Genomic DNA, 4145 nt, shown 5'->3' on the forward strand with positions numbered 1-4145 from the left:
GGAGTGACCGGGCCTGGGCCGGCCGGCTCCGGAGCCGGCGGTTCGCTGGTGCTGGCCGGTACGGCCGGGATACCGGCTGGGATCGCGGGCGCGCAGGTCGTGGTGGCCGCCCCCGAGACGGACGCGGTGATCCGTCTGGAGCTGCTCACCGCGTCCGCACGCTTCACCCCGCCGGGCCTGGCGGCGGTACGGGTGCCCGGCGGCGGTGTCCTGCGGTTACCGGCGCTCACGCCCGGCGCCGTGGCGTCACCGGAGCGGGTCGGCACGGCGGCGGTGCGGGTGGCCGTGCTCTCGGGCGGGCCGGTGGTCGCCGGTCTCGGGCTGCCCGCGGTGGGAGCCGCGCCAGCCCTGGCAGGGGCGCGGCCGGCCGGGAGGCCACCGGCCGTGACAGCCGTGCCGCTGGCGCGGGAGTACCGCTGGGTCGGCGCGGCAGACATGATCGAACCTGACGCTACAGCCGCCATACGGCTGCCTGTCGCGCCTGATCGGACACTTTCCGCGCTGGTGCTCACCGCACCGGAAAGCATGGTGACAGTATGGATTGATGGGAGCCCGTTGCGCATCCCGGCCGGTCGGACGGTGTCCGTCGGGTCGGCCGGTGCCGTGCGGATGGTCACCCGCGGCGGGCCGCTGGTCGCGGCGCAGACGATCGGTACGACCGACTGGGTCGCCCCGCTGACCCTGTCGGCGGCGCCGCGGACGGTGTTCGTCCCCACCCTGTTCCAGGACCCCCGGGCTGCCTTCCGCCGACAGCCCGGCCCCACCTCCGGCCCCTGACGCCCAGGCCGGCCGGCCTCCAGGGGGCGGGCAGCCAGCCGGCCGGTCAGGGCGGTGGTGGCGGGTGCGAGCCGGGTGAGGCGATGAACACCCTGCCTCGCCCCCACAGGCTCAGGGTCAGCGTCCCGTCCGCTGCCGGTGCCCTGGTCGGGGCCGGGGGCACCAGGGCCGCCTGCCCCCGGCGAAGCCCCACCGGGCGGATACCCACGCCTTCCACCGTGACGGCGCCCTCGGTCACCAGCAGGATGGCCGGACACCGGATGGTGACCGCACCGCCGAGGGCGTTCCCGTCACGGGCGTTCCCACCGTGGGCGTTCCGTCCACCGTGGGCGTTCCGGCCAGCGGCACTGCCACCGGAGACGTTTCCACGGGAGACGTTTCCGGCAGCGGCGCTTCCTCGGAAGGCGCTCGCGTCGAGGGCGCCCGCGCGGGAGGCGTTTCCGGCGGGGATGTCGTCGTGGCCGACACGCCCGCCGGAAGCTGTCCAGGCGGGCGCGGCCCAGCCGGGCACCTTCCAATCGGAGGCCGTCCGGTCGGAGGCCGTCCAGCCTGGCGCCGTCCAGTCCGGCGTTGCCCGGTCGGGAGCCGTCCAGCCACAGATCGCTTCGGTCAGCGCGAAATCGTCGACCGGCACATCCCAGGTGCGCACGATGATCCCGGCCGTCCCGCCCACCGTCCGAGGGGTGAGCACGGGTGCCCCGGTCGGCGTCGGATCCAGGACGCGCAGCAGTTCGTCCACGTCGACGTGTTTCGACGTCAGCCCGCCGCGCAGCACGTTGTCGGACGTGGCCATGATCTCGACGCCGATGCCGTGGACGTAGGCGTGCAGCAGGCGGGCCGGCTGGAAGAGCGCTTCCCCCGGCTGGAGCAGCACGTCGTTGAGCAGGAGCGCGGCGGCGACACCGACGTCGCCGGGGTGCGCCGCGGCGAGCCGGATGACAAGGTCGGCGGCCGTGGCCACGTCGGTCGTTATGTCGGCCGTCATGGCTGTCGTCGCGCTGGCCGCCGCTCTGGGCGTTGTCGCCCCGCTGGCTACCGTTCTGCCGGCCGCCGCTCTGCCGGCCGCTGTCCTGCCGGCCGCGGCTCTGCCCGCCATCGTCCTGCCGGTCGCCGTCCTGCCGGTCGCCGCCGCGTCGGCCGCCGCCCGTGCGGCGATCATGGTGGCGGCCTCGACGGTCCCGGCGACAAGGCCGCGCGCCTGGTGGGCGGGCATCGTCAGCAGTGTGCGCAGGACGGCCGCGGCCCCGGCCGCGGGGTCCGCGCGCAGCGGCTCGAACGCGGCGGTCAGCGGGGGATGGCCAAGGGCCCGCACCAGGCGCAGGGTGTGCCGCGGGTCACGGATACCGGCCAGGGCACGGAAGGGGGTGAGCGCGACGATCAGCTCTGGTTTGTGGTTGCGGTCCTGGTAGCGGCGCCAGGGGGCCTGCGGTGGCACGCCGGCCCGTTCCTCGCCGTCGAAACCGGCCCGCGCCTGCGCCCGGTCCGGATGTACCTGCAGGGACAGCGCCCGTTCGGCGGCGAGCACCTTCAGCAGGAACGGCAGCCGGCCCACGGCGTCCTCGGCCGGCTGCCGCCGGCCACCGGCGCTGGTCTCGGTCTCGGACGGCGCGCTCGGATGGGTGCCCAGCCACAGCTCCGCGGCCGGCCGGCCGGCGGGGGCCTCGCCGAGCAGGCCGTAGATGGCGGTGGGTGAGCCCCAGTCGTAGTCGCGCACCCGCCCGAACAAACGCAGAATCCCGGCGGGCCGATCAGCCGTCACTATTGCTCACCGCCTCGTCACCATTATTCGACCTCCGTCGGGCGGAAGGGGCCGCCGGCCGGAGCCGTCGTTGTCGCCGCCGCTCGGCAGCCGGCCGGCTGAAAGCCTTTCCGCGCTCCTCTCCCGCAGGATGTCCCCAGCCGGGCCGGAAAAGATACCGGCGACCGGCCCCGTATCGCGTGACCATCGGCACGGTTGGCGGAAAAAGATCCCCTACAGCGCCGCGGCCGGTTCTGACATGGCCTGACAGCGACGCGGCCCGGCGCCGGAGGCCGTGGCTGGCGGCATGATGCACCCGCCGGTCACATTCTCGCGGTGCGTATTCCTTCGCTGTGCGCCCCGTGTTCCAGGCCGCCTGGATTTGTGCCGCCCGCGGCGCTGCCCATGTTGTTACCCACGTTATTGCCGATGTTATCGCCCACGTCACTGCTGGCCTGGCCGCCGGCGTCGCCGCCGGTATTCACGCGGTCGATCCGGCTGATTGTCAGGCTACCCGACGCGGCACCGCCGCGGACATCCAGGGGTGGTCGCAAAGCCGGCATGTCGCGTCTGTCGCAGCACGGGTGGCGCACCTGGCTATTCGTCCTCGTGCCAGCCGTGGCCCTCGGGATCGATGATCTCGGGCTCCATGCCGAGCATGTCCGCGATCTTGTGGATGAGGACGTCCAGGATGAGCTCGGCAAGGTCGTCGGTGTCCATCGCGCGGGCTTCCAGTGGCCGGCGGTAGATGATGATCCGGTCCGGCGTCGCGGACCGCCCCCGGCCGGCCGGGGGCTGGTGGTGGGCCAGCGGCACCGGGTCGTCCGGGCCGAACACGGCCGGTACGGGCGGGACGTCCTCGACCGCGAACTCGACCCCGGCGAGCTCGGCCGACCAGCGGTGCTCAAGGTGCTCGACAGCGTCCAGGACGAGGTCGTCGAACCGCTCGCCGCGGCTGCGGTAGGCGGGCACCTCCGGCGGGATGAGCAGCCCGCGCAGGCCGCGCCCACGCCGGTCACGCCGACGTGCCGCGGGTATCGGCGGCTGGGTGGACGGGAAGGCCGGTGCGGGAGTTCCCCAGGAGGTGCCGGTGGAGGCGTTGTCCGCCATGTCGTGAGCGTACGGCTCTCCGGGCGGAGTGTGCAGATCCCCCCGGGGATCCCCGGGGGGATCTGCTGTACCGTCCGCCACAGCCCGCCGGTATCCGCGTTCCGGTGTCCCGTTGGGACGACCGTGCGAATGCGAAGTGTCGTAGATCTGTTACGTTTTCTCTGTGGATGGATGCGACACGGCGGGCGGTTGTGGCCGTCGCCCGTTCCGGGGGCTACCGTCCGGAACGTGAAGCCTCGGCGCTGCTCCCGCTCGGCATGTTCAGCGGCTGCGGTCGCCACACTCACGTACGCCTACGCCGAGTCGACAGCCGTCCTCGGGCCGCTCTCCCCCTACGTCGAGCCGCACTCCTACGACCTGTGCGGGACGCACGCCGACCGTCTCACCGTGCCACTGGGCTGGGCGGTCGTGCGTATCGAGGGCGAGTCCAGACACAGCCCGGCCTCCGACGATCTTGAGGCGCTCGCGGACGCGGTTCGTGAGGTGGCCCGACCCACGGGTCGTGACGACCCGCCCGGCC

Annotated in this window: 4 protein-coding genes and 1 pseudogene; 2 read left to right on the plus strand and 3 right to left on the minus strand. The window is 73.6% G+C overall.

The features are described from left to right. A pseudogene (locus AC5LSR_RS15480) lies at positions 1 to 777 on the plus strand (hypothetical protein); the annotation flags it as partial. A gap of 46 nt (positions 778 to 823) precedes the next feature. Here AC5LSR_RS15480 and AC5LSR_RS15485 read toward each other — a convergent pair. The 3 genes from AC5LSR_RS15485 to AC5LSR_RS15495 all read right to left on the minus strand — a co-directional run bounded on the left by AC5LSR_RS15485 (position 824) and on the right by AC5LSR_RS15495 (position 3625). Beyond that, entirely contained in the window at positions 824 to 2536 is a 1713-nt protein-coding gene (locus AC5LSR_RS15485; RefSeq protein WP_445548274.1) for a type I phosphomannose isomerase catalytic subunit, read from the minus strand. Positions 2537 to 2838: 302 nt separating this feature from the next. Further along, positions 2839 to 3078, minus strand: a complete 240-nt coding sequence (locus tag AC5LSR_RS15490; protein ID WP_250290236.1) for a hypothetical protein — start codon at positions 3076 to 3078, stop codon at positions 2839 to 2841. 34 nt (positions 3079 to 3112) lie between these two features. Further along, positions 3113 to 3625: a metallopeptidase family protein gene (locus tag AC5LSR_RS15495; protein ID WP_250284959.1), complete on the minus strand. Its 513-nt coding sequence runs from the start codon at positions 3623 to 3625 to the stop codon at positions 3113 to 3115. A 228-nt stretch (positions 3626 to 3853) separates the two neighbouring features. Between AC5LSR_RS15495 and AC5LSR_RS15500 the strand changes: the two genes are divergently transcribed. Continuing rightward, a partial coding sequence (locus AC5LSR_RS15500; protein ID WP_493465172.1) for a DUF3499 domain-containing protein occupies positions 3854 to 4145 on the plus strand: 292 nt, incomplete at its 3' end.

It is taken from the genome of Protofrankia sp. CiP1_Cm_nod4, from assembly GCF_982290645.1.